General features: G+C 37.0%; 18 protein-coding genes and 1 tRNA gene. 3 read left to right on the top strand and 16 right to left on the bottom strand.

What is annotated here, in order from left to right; genetic code table 11:
• Positions 1 to 3 precede the first annotated feature (3 nt).
• From hemC to hemA, 3 genes are read right to left on the bottom strand one after another with little or no spacing between them, the layout of a single operon-like run.
• Complete coding sequence (gene hemC / locus AB1280_RS23460; RefSeq protein WP_429757182.1) at positions 4 to 933, bottom strand: hydroxymethylbilane synthase; 930 nt, start codon at positions 931 to 933, stop codon at positions 4 to 6.
• A 15-nt stretch (positions 934 to 948) separates the two neighbouring features.
• On the bottom strand, positions 949 to 1,782 hold the full coding sequence (locus tag AB1280_RS23455; RefSeq protein WP_429757181.1) for a cytochrome c biogenesis protein: 834 nt from the start codon (positions 1,780 to 1,782) through the stop codon (positions 949 to 951).
• A 16-nt stretch (positions 1,783 to 1,798) separates the two neighbouring features.
• Positions 1,799 to 3,136 (bottom strand): glutamyl-tRNA reductase, encoded by a 1,338-nt coding sequence (gene hemA, locus AB1280_RS23450; RefSeq protein ID WP_429757180.1) that lies wholly within the window; start codon positions 3,134 to 3,136, stop codon positions 1,799 to 1,801.
• 475 nt (positions 3,137 to 3,611) lie between these two features.
• On the opposite strand from hemA, the gene AB1280_RS23445 reads away from it, so the two are divergent.
• Both AB1280_RS23445 and AB1280_RS23440 read left to right on the top strand, forming a co-directional pair.
• Positions 3,612 to 4,064 carry a MarR family winged helix-turn-helix transcriptional regulator gene (locus tag AB1280_RS23445; protein ID WP_272186651.1) on the top strand — a complete coding sequence of 151 codons (453 nt, stop codon included), beginning with the start codon at positions 3,612 to 3,614 and terminating at the stop codon, positions 4,062 to 4,064.
• A 2-nt stretch (positions 4,065 to 4,066) separates the two neighbouring features.
• Complete coding sequence (locus AB1280_RS23440) at positions 4,067 to 4,483, top strand: organic hydroperoxide resistance protein (RefSeq protein ID WP_429757179.1); 417 nt, start codon at positions 4,067 to 4,069, stop codon at positions 4,481 to 4,483.
• A 22-nt stretch (positions 4,484 to 4,505) separates the two neighbouring features.
• Here the strand turns inward: AB1280_RS23440 and yihA are convergent, their stop codons facing one another.
• From yihA to AB1280_RS23400, 8 genes are all read right to left on the bottom strand, one after another.
• The gene (gene yihA, locus AB1280_RS23435; protein ID WP_272186649.1) at positions 4,506 to 5,102 is read right to left on the bottom strand and encodes a ribosome biogenesis GTP-binding protein YihA/YsxC; all 597 of its coding nucleotides are present in this window, start codon (positions 5,100 to 5,102) and stop codon (positions 4,506 to 4,508) included.
• A complete protein-coding gene (lon, locus tag AB1280_RS23430; protein ID WP_429757178.1) occupies positions 5,099 to 7,429 on the bottom strand; it encodes an endopeptidase La in 2,331 nt (776 codons plus the stop codon). The genes yihA and lon overlap by 4 nt, the downstream gene beginning before the upstream one ends.
• 203 nt (positions 7,430 to 7,632) lie before the next feature.
• A complete protein-coding gene (gene lonB, locus AB1280_RS23425) occupies positions 7,633 to 9,303 on the bottom strand; it encodes an ATP-dependent protease LonB (RefSeq protein ID WP_272186646.1) in 1,671 nt (556 codons plus the stop codon).
• 155 nt (positions 9,304 to 9,458) lie between these two features.
• Complete coding sequence (gene clpX, locus AB1280_RS23420) at positions 9,459 to 10,724, bottom strand: ATP-dependent protease ATP-binding subunit ClpX (protein WP_272186645.1); 1,266 nt, start codon at positions 10,722 to 10,724, stop codon at positions 9,459 to 9,461.
• A gap of 264 nt (positions 10,725 to 10,988) precedes the next feature.
• Positions 10,989 to 12,272, bottom strand: coding sequence for a trigger factor (gene tig / locus AB1280_RS23415; protein WP_272186644.1), 1,284 nt, complete (start codon positions 12,270 to 12,272; stop codon positions 10,989 to 10,991).
• Between the two features lie 321 nt (positions 12,273 to 12,593).
• A complete protein-coding gene (locus tag AB1280_RS23410; RefSeq protein ID WP_429757177.1) occupies positions 12,594 to 13,598 on the bottom strand; it encodes a hypothetical protein in 1,005 nt (334 codons plus the stop codon).
• Positions 13,599 to 13,804: 206 nt separating this feature from the next.
• A complete protein-coding gene (locus tag AB1280_RS23405; protein ID WP_429757176.1) occupies positions 13,805 to 14,053 on the bottom strand; it encodes a hypothetical protein in 249 nt (82 codons plus the stop codon).
• 268 nt (positions 14,054 to 14,321) lie between these two features.
• Entirely contained in the window at positions 14,322 to 14,735 is a 414-nt protein-coding gene (locus tag AB1280_RS23400) for a group I intron-associated PD-(D/E)XK endonuclease (RefSeq protein ID WP_429757175.1), read from the bottom strand.
• A gap of 159 nt (positions 14,736 to 14,894) precedes the next feature.
• Here AB1280_RS23400 and AB1280_RS23395 point away from each other — a divergent pair, with 159 nt between their 5' ends.
• Positions 14,895 to 15,509 (top strand): PH domain-containing protein, encoded by a 615-nt coding sequence (locus AB1280_RS23395; protein WP_429757174.1) that lies wholly within the window; start codon positions 14,895 to 14,897, stop codon positions 15,507 to 15,509.
• A gap of 560 nt (positions 15,510 to 16,069) precedes the next feature.
• Here AB1280_RS23395 and AB1280_RS23390 read toward each other — a convergent pair.
• The 5 genes from AB1280_RS23390 to rph form a co-directional block, all read right to left on the bottom strand.
• Positions 16,070 to 16,480: a hypothetical protein gene (locus AB1280_RS23390; protein WP_429757173.1), complete on the bottom strand. Its 411-nt coding sequence runs from the start codon at positions 16,478 to 16,480 to the stop codon at positions 16,070 to 16,072.
• Between the two features lie 607 nt (positions 16,481 to 17,087).
• Positions 17,088 to 17,161, bottom strand: a tRNA-Gly gene (locus AB1280_RS23385).
• A gap of 100 nt (positions 17,162 to 17,261) precedes the next feature.
• Positions 17,262 to 17,768, bottom strand: coding sequence for a metallophosphoesterase family protein (locus AB1280_RS23380; protein ID WP_272186638.1), 507 nt, complete (start codon positions 17,766 to 17,768; stop codon positions 17,262 to 17,264).
• A gap of 65 nt (positions 17,769 to 17,833) precedes the next feature.
• Positions 17,834 to 18,445, bottom strand: a complete 612-nt coding sequence (locus tag AB1280_RS23375; protein ID WP_429757172.1) for an XTP/dITP diphosphatase — start codon at positions 18,443 to 18,445, stop codon at positions 17,834 to 17,836.
• Positions 18,446 to 18,455: 10 nt separating this feature from the next.
• Positions 18,456 to 19,193, bottom strand: coding sequence for a ribonuclease PH (gene rph, locus AB1280_RS23370; protein WP_429757171.1), 738 nt, complete (start codon positions 19,191 to 19,193; stop codon positions 18,456 to 18,458).
• Positions 19,194 to 19,204: the final 11 nt, after the last annotated feature.

Raw genomic sequence — 19,204 nt, 5'->3', positions numbered from 1 at the left:
TTGCTAATTTTTCTCCTGATTTGCTGCAGCAATCAGTTCTTTTGCGCCTCGCTCGATTAACAAGTCTGCTGCTCGCTCTCCAACTTCCCCAGCATGTTTACCAACAACAACTTCTTTCAATAAGACAGTGCCATCTGTCGATCCAACAAGAGCTGTTAATTCAATTTGGTCATCCTCTTGGAGCGTTGCATATCCAGCAATCGGAACTTGACAACCTCCTTCTAACTTGTGTAGAAATACACGCTCTGCTTCTACTGTTCTCGCTGTTACATGATCATTTAAATGACTTAATAATTGTAATAAATCCGCATCATCCTCGCGACATTCAATAGATAGCGCACCTTGACCGACAGCTGGTACACATACCGTTTCTTCTAAATACCCTGTAATCACATCATCTGCCCAGCCCATTCGCTTTAGTCCTGCAGCAGCTAAAATGATTGCATCGTAATCTTCTTCCTTTAGCTTTCGTAGTCTCGTATCAATATTTCCACGAATCCATTTCACTTGTAAATCAGGACGCACAGCTAACAACTGTGCACTGCGGCGTAAACTACTTGTACCGATTACCGCTCCTTCTGGTAACTCTTCAAACAGCTCCCCATTTTTAGAAATAAACGCATCACGCGGATCCACACGTTTTGGAATACATCCAATTGTTAATCCCTCAGGAAGTACCGCTGGCATATCCTTCATGCTATGAACAGCCATATCAATTTCCTTTGTTAAGAGCGCATGTTCAATCTCTTTTACGAATAACCCTTTTCCGCCGACTTTCGAAAGTGTCACATCTAAAATAACGTCACCTTTCGTTACAATTTCTTTTACTTCAAATTCATATGGCAATCCTAGCTCCTTTAATTGATCAATAAACCAATTTGTTTGCGTTAATGCCAATTTACTTTTTCTTGATCCTACAATAATTTTGCGCATATTTTTCTCTCCTCATTATAAGTACCAAAAATGGAAGTTCGATAAACTACTAAATAAGAAAATATTAATTAACATAATAAGAAAGGCTCCAATATTCCAGCTCGCAATTTTCTTTCCCTGTAATGTATCTGATCCTCGTAAATAAATACCTGCACAGTATACAAACAAGACGACGAAAGATCCGATTACCTTTGCGTCATACCAATGAAAATTATCTAACTTCGTATATCCCCATAGACACCCAAGCAAAATGGCAAATAAAAAGAAAGGTACAGAAAATAAATTTAAACCGTACGACATAGAATCCAGCTTCGGCAAATTCCCCAACCGCCTTAATCTTGCATTCCATTTTTTTTGCTTTAATAAACGATATTGAATTAAATACATAATGGAAAAAATAAAAGAAACTGTAAACGTCGCATAGGAAGTAATCGCCATACCAATATGTACATAAACAAGCTCCGAAACTAATTGATCTGCTAATACCGGCGACATTTTTCCAAGCGGTGTAAAAATAGAAAAAACACTTACGCCAAACGCAATCATATTTGTGAAAAAGACTAAAAAGTCAATGCGCATGAATCGGTTAATCATTAATGATAGTGTAATTAATAGCCATACATAAAAATAAATACCCGATAGCAACGTTAAAATTGGATTAATTTCCGCTTCTGTTGCCCGAAGTAACATAAATATTGAATAGAGTATCCATACAACAGAAAGTAACCAAAAGGCAATCCTATTCGCCCTTCGGTTACTTTGAAAATAATCTATGAAATATAAACTAACGCTGCAGGCATATAAAATAATGGCAATATGATAAATAATGCTATTGTTTAAAACACCCATCCGTTTATCCTTTCCATTACAAAGATGGAACGGATACTGTCCACTTCTCCGTTTGTTTCCATTCTGCTTCGCTCTCTTCCACTACTTCTTTCGCATTTAAATCGAAAATTTTCGCAAATAGAGCAAGTTTTTCTTTCGCATCCTCTTGGGCCGCTAACTCTTTCGCATTTAAAATCGGATCTTTTAACAATTGATTAATAATACTTTTCGTATGCTTACTAATCACTTTTCGTTCCCGCTCTGTTAACGTTGGGATTTTCCGTTCAATACTTTGCATTGTTTCACTTTGAATTGCTAATGCTTTATCGCGAAGTTCCGAAATTAACGGTACAACACCAAGTGTATTCAACCACGACTTAAATAGCATCATTTCTTCTTCAATCATAATTTGAATTTTCTCAGCTTCTTTTAATCGCTCAGCACGATTCGCTTCCACAACACCTTGTAAATCATCAATATCATACAAGAAAACACTTTCTAACGCATCAATTACTGGATCAATATCACGCGGCACTGCAATATCTACCATAAAGAGCGGACGACCAGAACGCATGCTTTCTACTTTGGACATCATTTCTTTCGTAATCACATATTCAGTAGCCCCTGTTGAGCTAATTACAATATCAGCTTCTAACAGTGCGCACTGCAACTGATCCAACGGCTTTGCAAGCCCCATATATTTTTTTGCCATCGTTTCTGCTTTTGCAAACGTACGATTCATAACAGTTACTTTATGAGCACCGCTCCCGTACAAATTCTGCAGTGCTAATTCCCCCATTTTCCCCGCACCAAGAATAAGAACGTGGCAATCTTTCAAATCACCAAAAATTTTCTTTCCAAGTTCAACAGCTGCATAACTTACCGACATTGCATTACCGCCAATTGTTGTTTCAGAATGTGCACGTTTCGCTAATGTAACGACTTGTTTAAACAATGTATTAAATATCGTTCCTGTCGTTTTTATTTCTTGCGCAAGTAAGAAGCTATTACGAATTTGACCTAAAATTTGCGTTTCTCCAACTACCATTGAATCTAATCCACATGTTACGCGGAATAAATGATCTGTGGCACCGTCTTGTTCATATAGAGACAGATATGGTGCAATTTCTTCTATTTCAAGCTGAAACCAATCAGCCATAAACTTCTTAATATAATAACGTCCTGTGTGTAACTGGTCTACTACAGCATAGATTTCCGTTCGATTGCACGTTGATACAATGACATTTTCTAATACACTTTTTTGCTTTTGCAACGTTGTCATTGCTGTCTCTAATTCTGCTTCCTGAAACGTTAGTTTCTCACGAATTTCTACAGGGGCTGTTCGATAGTTAACACCAACAACAAGAATATGCACGCAGCATGTCCCCCTTCAACCGTTTTTTCATCTTATCTACTATCATAATACAACTTTCCCCTTATAAATCTGACAATCGTGTGAACACCTTCTCTTTTTCTCTCTTACTTATCTGACAATAAGCCATCTCCCTTGATAAGTAAAGAATGAAAAGTGAGAAAAACTTTTCATATAGAAGAATAATTTTCGTTTCTTCGCTTAACTAACCTCTTCCGAAAAGGAAACTCCACTTTATAATAATTATAAAATAACGATTCTACCTGTACGTTACCAAAAAAAATTGTCGGAATCAAGTAATGGAAACTATTCCATACATATCAGAAAGACTAACTTTCCTTAGCTTCTTTCAATTGAATGAAAATATGTATGATTATTCCAAACGATAGATTTTCTTTTTGTTTGACATTTCGTTTTTTTTATTTTATATTAATTTCACAAAATTAAATTGTGCACAATTTAAAAAGGAGAGATACTCATGCATGAGAATCCTTTACATCTAGATAATCAGCTTTGTTTTTCTATTTACGCTTGTTCTAGAGAAGTTACACGTTTTTATCGTCCTTATTTAGAAGAAATGGGCATTACGTATCCGCAGTACATCACTTTGTTAGTATTATGGGAACAAGACGGCATTACAGTAAAAGAAATTGGCGAGCGATTATTTTTAGACTCTGGTACATTAACGCCCATGTTAAAAAGAATGGAAAGTTTACACCTTGTTAAACGTGTTCGTTCGAAGGAAGATGAGCGAAAAGTATGTATTGAACTAACAGAACAAGGAGCTGCTTTAAAAGAAAAAGCATGTTCATTACCAGAAACAATGGCATCACATTTAGGAATTACAGAAAAAAATTATACAACTTTATTAATTCAATTAAATAAATTAATTGAAACAATGAAGACAATTAATGATAGAAAAGGGGAATAACCATGGAAACATTATATACTGCTACTGTAACAGCAACAGGTGGACGAAACGGAAAAGTAATTTCTGAGGATGGTGTATTAAACCTTGATGTAAAAATGCCAAAAGTATTAGGTGGTATGGGCGGCGCAGCAACAAATCCTGAACAATTATTTGCGGCAGGTTATGCAGCTTGTTTTGATAGTGCATTGCAGCTTGTCATTCGTACAAAACGCGTAAAAGTAGAAAGTACAGAGGTAACTGCTCATGTATCCATTGGCAAAGATACAGATGGTGGATTTGGATTAGCTACCACATTAGATGTACGTATAGCGGGCGTATCTCACGAAGAAGCAAAACAATTAGTCCAAGCTGCACACGGAGTATGCCCATACTCTAAGGCAACAAGAGGAAATATGGAAGTTACTTTAAACGTACTATAAAACAAAAAACGTGTGACACTCGTCACACGTTTTTTGTACTTGTAAACTTATGAATCGCTTTCCACGCTTCTTCTTTCCCAAGACCCGTTTCTGAAGAGAATAGTACAACTTCATCTCCTGGTTCTACATCAAGCGTTTCTTTCACAACTTTCAAATGCTTTTGCCATTTTCCCTTTGGAATTTTATCAGCTTTTGTTGCAATAATGATTGTTGGAATTTCATAATGTTTTAAGAAATCATACATCATCACATCGTCGTTCGTTGGCTTATGACGTAAGTCAATAACAAGAACAGCTGCATTTAGCTGCTGTCTTGTTGTGAAATACGTTTCAATCATTTTACCCCATGCTGCTCGTTCTGATTTTGATACTTTCGCGTAACCATAACCTGGTACATCCACAAAATGCATCATATCATTAATGATGAAAAAGTTTAGCGTTTGCGTTTTTCCTGGTTTAGAAGAAATACGCACTAATTTTTTTCGATTTAAAATTTTATTTATAAAGGATGATTTTCCTACATTTGAACGACCCGCTAATGCGATTTCTGGTAAATCGCCCTCAGGATATTGCTCTGGTTTGACTGCACTAATGACAATCTCAGCTTTTGTTACCTTCATTTTTTCACTCCTACTAATGCATGCTCTAGTACCTCATCTAAATGAGAGACTGGCACAAACGTAAGGTTTTCCTTTACGCTTTCTGGAATATCTTCTAAATCTCTTTCATTTTCTGCTGGTAAAATAATTTTCTTTAACCCTGCTCGATGTGCGCTCAACGTTTTTTCTTTCAATCCACCAATCGGTAACACGCGGCCACGAAGTGTAATTTCACCTGTCATTCCCACTTCTTTACTAACAGGAATACCTGTTAATGCTGAAATAAGAGCTGTTGCCATCGTAATCCCCGCTGATGGTCCGTCTTTTGGCACTGCACCTTCAGGAACATGAATATGAATATCATGTTTTTCATGGAAATCAGGATCAATATGTAATTCTTCTGCACGAGAACGAATGTAACTAAATGCCGCTTGTGCAGATTCTTTCATCACATCACCAAGTTTTCCCGTTAAAATCAACTTCCCTTTACCCGGGGATACAGATACCTCAATCGCAAGCGTATCTCCACCAGCTGCTGTATACGCTAAGCCTGTTGCCATACCTACTTGATCTTTCGTTTCTGCTTGACCATAACGGAATATACGTTTTCCAAGTAATTCAGTAATATTCTTCTCCGTTACAACGACGCGCTTACGCTCTTCCGTTACAATAATCTTCGCCGCTTTCCGGCAAAGCTTCGCAAGCTGACGTTCTAACGTACGAACACCCGCTTCACGCGTATAGTAACGAATGATTTCAAGAATCGCTTCATCGCGCACTTGTAAATTCCCTTTTTTCAACCCATGTTCCTTCAACTGCTTCGACAATAAATGTTCACGGGCAATATGTACTTTTTCAAGTTCTGTATAACCAGCAATAGAAATAATCTCCATGCGGTCAAGAAGCGGACCTGGAATGCTTGCAAGCGTATTTGCAGTTGCAACAAACATCACTTTTGATAAATCATATGGCTCTTCAATGTAATGATCACTAAAATTATGATTTTGTTCCGGATCTAATACCTCTAACAATGCTGCTGAAGGATCACCGCGGAAATCATTGGACATTTTATCAATCTCATCTAATAAGAAGACAGGATTGATTGTTTTTGCTTTTTTCATCCCTTGAATAATGCGACCGGGCATCGCACCGACATACGTACGACGATGACCACGAATTTCCGATTCATCACGTACACCGCCAAGTGATACACGAACAAAATTACGATTCACTGATGTCGCAATTGAACGAGCTAACGATGTTTTCCCAACCCCAGGAGGACCAACTAAACAAAGAATAGGCCCTTTTAACGAATTAGTAAGCTTTTGTACCGCTAAATATTCAAGCACACGTTCTTTCACTTTTTCAAGTCCATAATGCTCTTCATTTAAAATATTTTCAGCACGTACAAGATCGATACGATCTTCCGTTGCCTCCGTCCAAGGAAGAGATAATAACCAATCAATATAATTGCGAATGACACCGCTCTCCGCTGAACTTGCCGGCAATTTCTCATAACGATCTAGCTCTTTCAATGCCGCTTTCATCGTTTCTTCCGGCATTCCTGATTCTTCAATCTTTTCGCGAAGCTCTTCTACTTCGCCGCCTTTTCCTTCTTTATCACCAAGCTCTTTTTGAATAGCTTTCATTTGTTCACGTAAGAAGTACTCTTTTTGTGTACGCTCCATAGAACGTTTCACTTGTTGACCAATTTTCTTTTCTAAGTTTAATAACTCTTTTTCATCTTGAATAAAAGAAATAAGCGTATGTAATCGTTCTTTCGCTGCAGTAATTTCTAAAATTTGTTGCTTTTGCTTCATTTTGAGCGGCAAATGAGATGATATGAGATCAGCTAATCGACCTGATTCCTCAACATCAACAACTGTCGCAAATGTTTCACCAGAAATTTTCTTAGACAGCTTAATATATTGCTCAAAATACTCAATTAATGTACGCATAAGCGCCTTTTCTTCTAAATCGCCTTCTTCTTCTTCAATTAACATGCGGACATTAGCTGTAATTACATCATCTTCTTCAATGAACTCTGTCATTTCTACTCTATGTAAACCTTCAACAAGGATACGCATCGTCCCATTTGGTAATTTAAGCATTTGCTTCACTTTTGCTAACGTACCTACTTTATAAACATCATCTTCTTTCGGATCATCGATATTCACGTCTTTTTGCATCGCTAAAAAAATCACATTTTCATCCATAGCCGCCTGCTCAAGCGCTTTGATCGATTTATCACGTCCTACATCAAGATGCAGAACCATCGTCGGATATACGAGAACGCCTCTTAATGGTAGGAGGGGCACGATTCTTTCGTTTGCATTCATATTAGACATAGCACCTCCATAAATATCTTTGTTTCCCTATTTTATATTACAATAAAGCCTTATGCAATCGCAGAGACTTAATACGCTGTTTCCTGTTCAAGAAAAAGGACTTCGCTTAAGCATATAATGACTTTAGCGAAGTCTAAAATATTCGAGTGATTTAACTTTCTTTTTAACGAAAACGGCCCGATTTGATTTGCTAACAAATTTCTTCAAATCGATTGTGCATCATCTTCCCCAAAAGCAAGCAACGTATCGTCTGTTCGCTCTATTTTCTCTTGTATACATGCTAATACAAATACTTCTTTTAATTTTCGTACAGGAACAATTTCAATACCTTTAATTGTATAAAGAAGAGGTTGCATATTTTCTGCTGGGATGAGCACTTTCTTTGCCCCAGCCTTTTTCGCAGCTTTTACTTTCGCATAAACGCCGCCAACTGGTTTTATTTCCCCGTGAATACTAATTTCACCGGTCATCGCTACTTCATTATTGACATACATACGATGAACTGCAGAATATACACCTGTTGCAATTGCAATGCCGGCAGATGGACCATCAATTGGAACACCACCTGGAAAGTTAATATGTATATCATATCCTTCTGGTAATAAATCCAGGGAACGAAGGACAGTTACAACATTATCAACAGAACCTTTCGCCATACTTTTACGGCGAATCGATTTTGATTGATTGCCGATACTTTCCTCTTCAACAATCCCTGTTACCACTACAGACCCTTTTTCCTTTGCTGGAATTGCTGTTACTTCCATTTCGAGTAATGCTCCTGTATTAGGCCCATATACAGCCAAACCATTTACAAGGCCGATTCTCGGAATTGGATATATACGTTTTTCATATTTAGGAGTCAGTTGGCTGGAATGAATCACCCATTCAATATCTTCATCCTTTATGGAAGAGCGTCCTTCGTTAATTGCCATTCCAGCAGAGATTTGTACAAGGTTAATGGCTTCTCTTCCATTTCGTGCGTACATCCCAATCATTTCTACGCCTTGTTTCCCTATCTCCATACCTACCTTTTCAGCAGCGTTTCTAGCTACCGCTTCAATCTCGTCTGTATCTAATTCACGAAAAAAGACTTCTAAACAACGCGAGCGAATCGCTGGAGGAATTTCCTCCGGTGAACGTGTTGTTGCGCCAACAAGACGAAAATCAGCTGGTAATCCCTTTTGGAAAATATCGTGTATATACGTTGGAATAAAGGAATTTTCCTCACTATAATATGCACTTTCCAAAAACACTTTGCGATCCTCCAACACTTTTAACATTTTATTCATTTGAATTGGATGAAGCTCTCCAATCTCATCAATAAACAAAATGCCTCCATGTGCATCTGTGACCGCTCCTTTTTTCGGTTGAGGAATACCCGCTTGTCCCATCGCACCAGCCCCTTGATAAATCGGGTCATGAACAGAACCAATTAACGGATCAGCAATCCCTCGTTCATCAAACCGAGCTGTAGTGGCATCAAGTTCAATAAATGTTGCATTCATGCGAAACGGAGACTTCATATTTTTCTTCGCTTCTTCTAATACGAGCCTAGCCGCTGCTGTTTTCCCAACTCCTGGTGGTCCATATATAATGACATGCTGTGGATTTGGTCCGCACAAAGCTGCCTTTAATGATTTAATGCCATCTTCTTGTCCGACAATATCGGCAAATGACGTCGGACGAACCTTTTCAGCAAGCGGTTCTGTTAAAGAAATTTCTCGCATTTTCCGAAGTTGCTCCAGCTCTTTCTTTGATTCTCTATCGATTGAAACTTTTTGCGTTCGCTGGTTACGGAGTAAATGCCAAAAATATAATCCGACAATTACACCAAAGACTAGTTGAACGATTAAAAAAATATTTGTCCAGCTCATATTCATTTCCTCCCGCTATGTTTTACTCTTCAGTATCCCCTGGGAGGAAACACGCTAAACATAAGAAGAAACAGCAATTATATAATTGCTGTTTCTATCGTTTATATTCCACTTCATAAATAATGGGGGCCAAAGCCCCCATTATTCAAAACACTTTATGCAGATGTTTTTGTATCTTGCTCAAGTACAGTACCATCTTGCAACACTAATTTTGGTGTAGCATTTTCTGTTACTGTTTCTTTTGAAATCACACATTTTTCAATGTCTTTACGAGATGGAAGTTCGAACATCACATCTAGCATCAAACCTTCAATGATAGAACGAAGTCCACGTGCACCTGTTTTACGTTCAATTGCTTTTTTGGCAATTTCAACAAGAGCTCCTTCTTCAAACTCTAATTCAACATCATCAAGCTCCAATAACTTTTGGAACTGCTTCACAAGCGCATTTTTCGGCTTTGTTAAGATGTCAACAAGAGCACCTTCATCAAGTGGCTCTAAGTTCGCAATAACTGGAAGACGACCAATAAATTCTGGAATTAATCCGAATTTTAATAAATCTTCTGGCAATACATGCGATAAAACATGTTTTTCTGTTACATCAGCATTTTTCTTCTCAGAACCGAAACCAATCACTTTTTCACCAAGACGGCGTTTAATGATTGGTTCAATACCATCAAATGCACCGCCACAAATGAATAAAATGTTTGTTGTATCGATTTGAATAAACTCTTGATGCGGATGCTTACGACCACCTTGAGGTGGAACGCTCGCTACAGTTCCTTCTAAAATTTTAAGAAGTGCCTGTTGCACACCCTCACCAGATACGTCACGCGTAATTGACGGATTTTCTGACTTACGAGCCACTTTATCAATCTCGTCAATATAAATGATTCCTTTTTCTGCTTTCTCTACATCATAATCAGCTGCTTGAATAAGTTTTAATAAGATGTTTTCTACATCTTCCCCTACATATCCAGCTTCCGTTAAAGATGTTGCATCAGCAATTGCAAATGGAACATTTAAAATACGTGCTAACGTTTGAGCTAATAACGTTTTACCGCTACCTGTTGGCCCAATTAAGGCAATATTACTTTTCGCTAATTCTACATCATCAATTTTGCTGCTAGAATTAATGCGCTTGTAATGATTATATACCGCCACCGCTAATGCTTTCTTCGCTTGATCTTGTCCGATTACGTATTCATCTAAAATCTCACGAATTTCTACCGGTTTCGGTACATCTTTGAATTCTACTTCTTCATCTTTTGCAAGCTCCTCTTGCACGATTTCTGTGCAAAGTTCTATACATTCATCACAAATGTAAACCCCAGGACCTGCCACAAGTTTTCGAACTTGCGTTTGTGTTTTACCACAGAAAGAACATTTCAATTGTCCTTTTTCATCATTAAATTTAAACATATTTTCACACCCCTTACAAAGTGCTAAAACCTTGCCTTCGTATGTACACGATAAATGTATCGTATGTAAATACATATTATGTCACTACGTGGCGAGAAATACAAATAATATGGTTAGTTATGTACAAATAAAAAATTTTTAAAACTTTTGAAATATGTATATTCGACTTTCGAAGAATCATTTCCTTCTTCATAACAAAATGTTTTACAAATATATTTATATTTATAAAACAAGGCACGAGCAATGTCGCGCCTTGTTATTTTATTATGCAGTCTTGCTGTTATCTACTAAGAAATCTACAGCTTTACGAACTTGAAGTTCTTCTTTTACACCTTCAACGTTACCAAGAGCTTGTTTCACAGCGTCTACTGGCATGTTGTACATTTCAGCCATTTTTTCAACTTCTGCATTTACTTCTTCTTCTGTTGCTTCAATTTTTTCAGCTTCGATGATAGCTTCAAGAACAAGATTAGTTGTTACGCGTTTTGCAGCGTCTTCTTTCATTTGTCCTTTTAATTTCTCTTCATCAGTACCTGTGAATTGGTAGTAAAGTTCTAAGTTCATGCCTTGGTAGCTTAGGCGTTGCTCGAATTCACGAACCATACGATCTAACTCAGTTTCGATCATAGCTTCTGGAATTTCGATTTCTGCATTTGCAGAAGCTTTTTCTACTACTTCGTCACGAACTTTTTGCTCAGCTTCTTGCTTTTTGCTTACTTCTAAGTTTTCACGAATTTTTGCTTTTAACTCATCAAGAGTTGCAACTTCTTCGTTTGCATCTTTTGCGAACTCGTCATCTAAAGCAGGAAGTTCTTTCACTTTAATCTCATGAACTGTTACTTTAAATGTTGCTGGTTTACCAGCTAGTTCAGCTGCATGGTATTCTTCTGGGAATGATACTTCCACTTCTTTTTGTTCCCCAGCTTTTAGACCAACTAATTGCTCTTCAAATCCTGGGATGAATGTGTTAGAACCGATTGCTAAAGAGTAGTTTTCGCCTTTTCCACCTTCAAATGCCTCGCCATCAACGAAACCTTCGAAGTCGATTACAGCTGTATCACCGTTTTCAACAGTGCCATCTTCTTTCACTACAAGCTCAGCTTGACGCTCTTGTAAAGATGTTAATTCGTTCTCTACATCTTCTTCAGTTACAGTAGCATCGATTTTCTCTACTGTTAAACCTTTGTATTCGCCTAATTTCACTTCAGGTTTTACAGTTACTTTTGCAGTGAAAATTAAGTTTTGACCTTTTTCGAATTTCTCGATGTCAATTTCAGGGTGAGCAACTGGGAAGATACCAGTTTCATCGATTGCCTCTCCGTATGCTTTTGGTAAGATGATATCTAAAGCATCTTGGTATAAAGATTCTACACCGAAGCGTTGTTCGAATAGAGGACGAGGCATTTTCCCTTTACGGAAGCCCGGTACATTGATTGTTTTTACTACCTTTTTGAACGCAGCGTCTAAAGAGTTGTTTACTTCTTTCGCATCAACTTCGATTGTTAAAACGCCAACGTTACCTTCTAATTTTTCCCATTTTGCAGCCATTTATTCTTTCCCTCCAACTATAATAATGTATGCACATACCTTTAGAGATCGAAGCCTTTATCGTTTCTCAATATAGAAACAAAAAACGCAAACTGATAAATTCAGCCTTCTACCCACTATAAAAAGCTTTGGATATACTTCTCAATCTATTATTTGTCGAAAAGACAAATGCGGTATATTTTGTTCGAGAATAATATGAAACATATAAGTAAGAGAATATTTGTTTCTATTCTCTTATAAAAAGGCATATTTAAGCCTTTTGCAACCCTTACATTATAACATAGAATACTCTCGTTTCAATAACTGAAACATTCTTTTTCATTATACTGGCATAAACCCTTCTTTCTCAATACGTAAAAACCACTGATATGCAATATGGTATTCTTCCAGTGTAATACCATACTCACGAAGAAGCTTCTCTTCATGAATTGGCATTCCAAAGCGTTTCCTTCCAACTCTCTCTAAAACAGCTGCCCATAACTCATCTTTGTCCGTTAATAGAGGAAACGGGAAGAGACTTGTCTGCATTTCTTTCCAATATGTAATAATCGCCCCATACATCGATGGGTTATCATGCTCTAATCGTTCAGACAATATATGTAACACTTTTTCTGTATCATATTGATTATAAACCAAATTAGCCGGTATAACTGTTATTGTATCACCAAACTTCTCTATATCTACCTTCTCTTGTATTCCAAAGTCCATTAGTACGTATAAGATAGAAGTTTTAATATATGGGTGTTTCGTTTCATCTAATAAAAAAATGCGCAACGTCGGCAACGCCTTCTCAACATGTTTAGTCGCAAGACGATTCACCGCGCGCAGCTGCTCTCCGTAGTCACCATTCAACAAAGCATCTGCAAACGCAGGTTCATCAAAAGATAAACTTTCATCAATCTCTACTACTTCTTCACTCTCTAGCATACCCTTCGCAAACAAGGCAAGTTGTGCTAATTTTTCCTTTTGTTCTACTGTTATTTCTTTCGTTTGTAAAACAGACTGCACTGTTTCAATAATACCTTCATAATCATTTGTTTGCACTAAAATCGTAATATACGTTTCGAGAATATCTTGAAATAAGAACTCCCCTGTTTCAAGTAATTTCTCGCATCGTTCTTTCGCTTCTTCCATTTCCTTTAATTCTAGCAAACAAATAACAGAAGCTAATTCTGATTGCTCTGTCTGTGCTCCGTATTGGCGCAACATTTCGAAGTTTTTTAACGCTTCCTCAAACCGACGTTCACGTAAAGCAATAAACCCTTCGTCGGTAAATCGCACTGACAATTGCGGAAACAATACGACCGTACTTTCTTTTTTATCCATACGCTCGCCTCTTTTTTTAGATTTTCAATACACTTTAAAGTTAATATAACAAATGACAGTTCGGAACACAATAATTGGAATCTGTTCGTTTTTATTGAGAAAATATCAATTTCTTCTATATAAAAATAGAATATACCAGCGGGAAATACGAAAGCAGAAATTTCATGAATAAAATAAACAACTCTCTGCTACCGGTGCGGAGAGTTCTAATGGAAAGCTTTTATAATAGTAGGATATATAAAGAGGGTTATGACTTGAAGAACAATAAACGTCATCACAATGACGCCAAAAAAGAAAATAAGCTTACTACGTTTCATCAATAACATAATAATTATAATTGTACAGATAATTGAACAGACGAAAAGTATACTTACACTTGAACTTAATAATCCGCCCGGAAGCATGAATAATAAGATTACACTACAAACGCCAATCATTCCTAATAGCCATTCCATTCTCTGTCCCCTTAAGTCTTTATTTATGCTATTAACTGTTTCACAACCTCGATCATGTGCGCTAGTTTGTCATACGCAGCAACACCAAAAGCAATTGTTAAAGCCGCTACAGCTAATCCTTTCATTACTTTTCCTCCTCGATTCGTCTTTGTTACCTTTATTATAAAATGTTTAGAAATAGTTACCATCGAACTACCTTACATATACCTTACAGAATTGTAAGATTTCTCAAAAAACAATATCCCAGTTAACATATACTGGGGTAGTTTTATGGTATTTCCCTATATTTATCCGCAAAATTTATATACTTTTCTTGATAATTTTGCGGAGCTTTAACTCTTAAACTAATTGATTTCCGAAAGACTTTAGGATCGAAATAATAACACAAATCAGTTTGAGGACAATACACACAATAAACATCAATTTCTTCTTTATCTACATTTTTCATAGTTGTCCCTTTTCCAGTTGAATAACTGGAGCGAAATCTTATTTCAAGAATTCCTTTGTCATTCAATTCTCTATATTTCACTTGAATCCGTGTAAACACGCCATCTTTATAAGCAATAAGGTCAAAAGGAGCATGTTCAGTATGAGGAACAAGTATCATATAACCCTTTTCATACAAATCAACTTGTGCTTTTAAAACTCCTAAATCCCCTTTTGTTTTTGTATGATGATACACAATAACACCACCTATAGAGATTTTCTCAAACAGAATTACCACTATAAAATTTCATTCCATCGTTCGTTTCTTCCTTCTTATATTTAACATTTCTTTCCACGCAAATGATATAATATTATTGCGATGATTCTGAAAACAATAACGAAAGGATGATTCACTATGTTCAAAAAAGTTGCAGCTGATATGCTTGGCCTAAGTGATATTGGATCCGTTATTACCCCTGCTGATTACGATAAAGTAGATGCTGACGATTATGTGATGCATGAAGAAAATGAAAAAATTTATTTTTTAATCAAATCAAAAACAGACGAGTATTGCTTTACAAATACCGCTCTTATTCACGTTGACGGCACGAGTGCGGTAAGCAAGAAACGTACACTTCGCCGTTATAATTACAACACATATAAAATTTCGAACGTCCTGCTTGAAACAGCTGGAACCGTCGATTTAGATATCGAAATTAAATTTACTATGGGCGGGGAACATTACTCCATTGACATACATAAAAAACATATTGAAGAAGTAAAAGATTTATATAAAGCACTTCTAAAAATTGCTGAAATTACTCACGAAAATGACATCGCAACGCAATACGCTCATAAAAGCCTAGAAATGGCATCTTCTACATTAGGTAGTGTAAAAAATGCCGAAGTAGATCTTGCAGCACAGTTTAGAGAAATTAATCAAATTGCGTTCAACTGGCTTGTGGATACGAAAAAACAGTACAATGTAAAAGATTTTGGGTTTGTGTTTGAAAAGTTTATTAACAATTAATATGACATCACAAAAAAGGAAAGTATCCTTTAGGACACTTTCCTTTTTTGCTCTATATCTTTTTGAAGGAAAATCACATGAAACTTAACATATCGATAATCCCTCTATTTATTTACTAGCTATAATCATCCTTTATACATTTTGGGTATATGTTTCAAATTAGTTGGCTTATGTACCAAAATACACTTTACTTCTCTGACGGTTCTTTGAAACAAACAACGCAATCTACCCTGCCGTTCTTTCTAGCATTGCCATTCTATTGGCTGATGCAAAAAAGAATACGTTCAAGAAACAAATAAAAAACCTTAGTACCAAAAAATAACTTTTAATGAAGAATTGCGGTTCATCACCAAAAGACGGGGGTGACATTTAGATAGATGTACACCCCACTCCGAGTGGACGCTTTCCGCGGGCGAGAGCGAGCCTCCTCAGCAAGCCTGCGGAGTCTCACTTTCCTCGCTATTCCCGCAGGAGTCGCCACTCTCCATTCCGTGTATTGAAAATGATTCACTTTCAAAAAATCAACCCCATGTTACGGTGACGAACCAGAATTGCACATTTTAATACAAAGATGTATTTTCTTTAATTTCTATATCAAGTTTTCCATTGTCATCAATAGATTTTATCGTTATTACAGCATTTCCAGAATAACCTTTTTCAAAATATCCAATCACATATTCTGTGTGTAAAATTCCTTTGTTATCTTTATATTGAAGTTTCATTGCACCCTCATCAAAATCCTTATTCGAATTCTCGGTTGGATTTACATTGAGTTTATAAATTTCACCTGATGCAATTAAGGGTATCTTAATATCCGATTTAATATTATCATAAGTCAAATATAAACCCGACACTTCTTTATTTGTTTGATTTTTCACCTTAATATCAAATCCATCTTGCACAAGAACATAGCCCACAAGCCCTACAATCCCTATGACCATAACCGTTATTACAACTAAAAATTGTTTCACTTATTTATCCCCTCGCGAACTACAAATCTTCCCATTCGATATTTCTACTACTAAAATAAATATTCTGTTCATTATTCAAATAACCTGCTTTAATTTTTAACATAATCAAAAGTTAAAGCAGATTAAAGATTACAGATTCCTTTACTACCTTTTCTTTTAACCAAAACAAAAAACCTCTCACACCGTTTAAACAAACGATATAAGAGGTATAAAAAAAAGAAGTGCACTCATGCACTTCTCTGTAGCGTCCCAGGAGAGATTCGAACTCCCGACCGACGGCTTAGCTTACCACCATAGCTTTCGCTACCAGCAAATACTGTTTGTAGTCTGGACTATATCTTCACCATTTCAGGTGCGACACGTGTAGTCTCTACGGAACCTCACGATGATTTTCATCATACTTTAGAGTTTTTACCATTAAGGTGTTTCCTTAATCATTCAAAACTCCTCAATCTTCTTAGAAGATCGTAAGTTTCCTCGGTATTACCATCAGCCGTACTGTTAAGGCTTCACCGATATAGTGTCGTCCACTTTATAGGTTCTTGTTTCCCTATAAAGGCTCCTATTCTTGAAGGCCGTTGCTCTATCCTGCTGAGCTACTGGGACATGGAGCGGGTGAAGAGAATCGAACTCTCGACCAGAGCTTGGAAGGCTCTTGTTTTACCACTAAACTACACCCGCATGATATGATTTTTTCTAATTGCCTCATCGACATTACTTATTATATTATCGATACCAATGAAAGTCAACACCATTTTTTAAAAATAGGGTGAAGAGTTTTTCACCCTATTTTTAATGTTTTTTGCGCTACGATTGTGCCTTCTAAAGTAAGAAAGCGAATGTCCATTATACCCTCTTCTATTTCAAATAAGGCAAATGTTTTTTCTCTTCTCGAACGAGGCAAGAGAATACTTCCTGGATTGATAAATAAAACATTGTCTATGATTTCTGCTCCTAATATATGCGAATGACCGAAGCAAACGACATTTGCCTCAGCTTCTTTGGCACGATATAAAAGTGTTTGCAGCGTCATTTTAATATTGTATAAATGTCCATGCGTGATAAGAAACCGTGTATGTTGTACTTCTGTAAGAATATCATTTGGAAAGTCTCCCGTAAAATCACAGTTTCCTTTCACTACATGAAATCCTTCTAGTTCAGCGTGCTGCGATGTTAATTCCGAATCACCGCAATGAATCATCACATCTACATTTCCCTCGTACTGCTCTTTTAATTGCTTTAACTCTTTTACAGAACCGTGACTGTCGCTCACAATTAACGCCTTCATCGGTTTCGCTCCCTTATTATCCTGCTATTCGTGGGCAGTAAGACCCCACGAATAGCAGTTTCACTTTATTCTTCCCCTAAAAACCAGACTGGAATTTTTTCTTCTAATTTACGAAGCGCACGTCCGCGATGACTAATTTTATTTTTCTCATCCGACGACAATTCCGCCATCGCGCTTTTGTATTCTTCTACATAAAAAATAGGATCATATCCAAAACCATTTTCCCCGCGCTGCTGTTCTAAAATCTTCCCTTCACACGTTCCATTTACCATCAATGGTTCTTTATCTTCTTGCGGGAATGCAACAGCTAATGCACAGTAAAAACGTGCCGTACGTTTCTCCATTGAAATATTCTTTAATCCGTCTAACACTTTTTGAATGTTAGCTTGATCATCCTTTTCCTCACCTGCATAACGAGCAGAGTGTACTCCTGGTTTCCCCTGCAATGCATCTACAATTAAACCAGAATCATCAGCAATGACAATTTCATCTAGCTCTTTACACAGATGTTCCGCCTTTAAAATCGCGTTTTCTTCAAACGTTTCACCTGTTTCTTCTACTTCTTCAATATGAGGAAAATCATAAAGTGATTTTACTTCTAAATCAAATTTTTCAAATAGCTCGGCAAATTCACGTACTTTCCCGGCATTCTTTGTTGCTACGACAACTTGTTTCATATTTCCACCTCTATTCCATATGAGTTACAATATCACCCAATGCTTCTTTTTGTATTTCAACAAGCCGTAAAATCCCTTGTTCTGCTACATCAAGCAACTCGTTCAATTCACCGCGGCTAAATGTCGCTTCTTCTCCTGTACCTTGTACTTCAACAAAGTGTCCTTTTCCTGTCATAATGACATTCATATCAACATTCGCCTTAGAATCTTCTGCATAATTTAAATCTAATACAACTCCATGCTCATCAACGATCCCAACAGACGTTGCCGCCAAGAAATCTTTCACTGGAAGTTTCGATACTTTCCCGGCTTCCACAAGCTTTTCAAATGCTAATACCATCGCTACATATGCACCGGTGATCGAAGCAGTTCGCGTTCCGCCGTCAGCTTGAATGACATCACAGTCAATCCAAATTGTTTTTTCACCAAGCGCTTCTAAATCAACAACAGCACGCAATGCTCGTCCAATTAAACGTTGAATTTCCATTGTACGTCCCGTTACTTTTCCTTTACTTGATTCACGGATAGTACGCTGTTCTGTTGCACGAGGAATCATGGAATACTCCGCTGTAACCCATCCTTTTCCTTCCCCTCTCATAAACGGAGGAACTCGATCTTCAATCGTTGCTGTACAAATCACCTTCGTATCACCAACTTCAATTAATACCGATCCTTCTGGATGTTTTAAATAATTCGTTTGAATATGTATACGACGCAAATCTGATGCTTGTCTACCATCTACTCGCATAAAAAATAACC

Source organism: Bacillus sp. S10(2024) (assembly GCF_050473865.1).
Taxonomy (GTDB): domain Bacteria; phylum Bacillota; class Bacilli; order Bacillales; family Bacillaceae_G; genus Bacillus_A.
The sequence above is the reverse complement of the archived record's forward strand: the minus strand, read 5'-3'. Positions and strand labels throughout refer to the sequence as shown.